Source organism: Candidatus Obscuribacterales bacterium (genome assembly GCA_036703605.1).
GTDB lineage: Bacteria > Cyanobacteriota > Cyanobacteriia > RECH01 > RECH01 > RECH01.
The window spans coordinates 1-1274 of the sequence record DATNRH010000102.1 but is presented as its reverse complement, the minus strand read 5'-3'; the positions used below and the strand labels follow the sequence as shown (position 1 = coordinate 1274).

At 54.9% G+C, this 1274-nt stretch carries 2 protein-coding genes; both read right to left on the bottom strand.

The annotated features are described in order from the left end of the window. Positions 1-407: 407 nt before the first annotated feature. Complete coding sequence (locus tag V6D20_02135) at positions 408-806, bottom strand: hypothetical protein (protein ID HEY9814594.1); 399 nt, start codon at positions 804-806, stop codon at positions 408-410. A gap of 34 nt (positions 807-840) precedes the next feature. Then, positions 841-1274, bottom strand: a 434-nt coding sequence (locus V6D20_02130) for a hypothetical protein (GenBank protein HEY9814593.1), incomplete at its 5' end; no start/stop codon positions are given.

Genomic DNA, 1274 nt, shown 5'->3' with positions numbered 1-1274 from the left:
GGGAGTGGTGCTGTTGCGTGGGCTGCGGCTTGCAGGGGTTGTGGACGTCCGGCGGCGAGAAGGGCGGCCCCACCAGCGGCACCCAGAATCAATCCACGGCGCGAAAGATCGAAAGAAGTCATAAGTTATTCCTTGTTTCATAGGCAGAACTTCCATTCTGCGTATCGTATGTTCCAAACTAAATAGGTCGGAAATTCAGAAGACCACCCACCGAGAGCATGGACAGACCAACGGCCCTCGGACGAACAGCGGACATCTTACGGATTTGCGGCACACCACAACTGGGCTCCCAGCCGCCATTCGCTGCGGCTGAACTAATGTCAGCTCTGGTGCTGTTCGGCAGCTTTCAGTTTATGCGTCCTGCCCACCAAGGGTGGAAAGGTGGGGTGGGTGGATTGCAAAATCAGCTACATAGAGTCCCACCCACGGAGCAACTTCCAGCGTGTGCCATAGGCTTGGGTTGCCAGATAGTCGCGGAAGTTTTCCTTTGGGTCGCCGGTCAAAAGATGGCGTGGGTTGACGCAAAAGGGGTTGTTGCACTCGTGGCGGATCGACTGCTTTTCACTGAGCGGAATGACGGTCGCGATACCGTAAGCAAAGCGGTAGCAAGTTAGTGTCTTCTTCTGGAACTTGATGTTGGCGCGGGGGTAGTCGCCAAACCAAAGGCACCCGTGACTATCACGATTAGCCCATTGGAAAATCAGCGTGAGATACTTATCGACAGCGCTTTCCATATGTGTGGTGAAGACCCAGTCCCACCAAAGATACTGCCGATCGGTGATCTCAATCTTCATGCGTTCGCGCATGTAGACCTCATGCCGAGCCCAGATCCTGTCGCGTTCAGAAGACAAGAGCTGGGATCTCTGTGTCGTCTTGTAGCGGGTCGACCCTCAAGCCCTGTTTGTGGGTAAAGAACCCTTTGCCGAGTTCGCCCTCTGCCGAGCCGACCTGATCCGTATTCAGCGTCCATGTCGTTGGGCCAGAGATCACACCTGACTTGAGACTATAGCCCGGCCTGAGCCAGAGGACCCGTTTGTAGTCCTTGCCGCCCCACTTGGCTTCTTTCAGCACCCACCCCAGATCAGCCAGCACATGTTTGAGGGCGGATGCTTTGGTCGCAAACTTCTGTTCCACCATGTATTTGAGACCGTTCATATTTGCGGCGATGATCTGATGTTCAGCGAAGAACTCTTCGACCGCCTTACGATTGACGTCAGACAGGTCATTGGGCAGCAGGTGGTCGATCCTGAGGGGTTCATCCGTGTCGATGCACT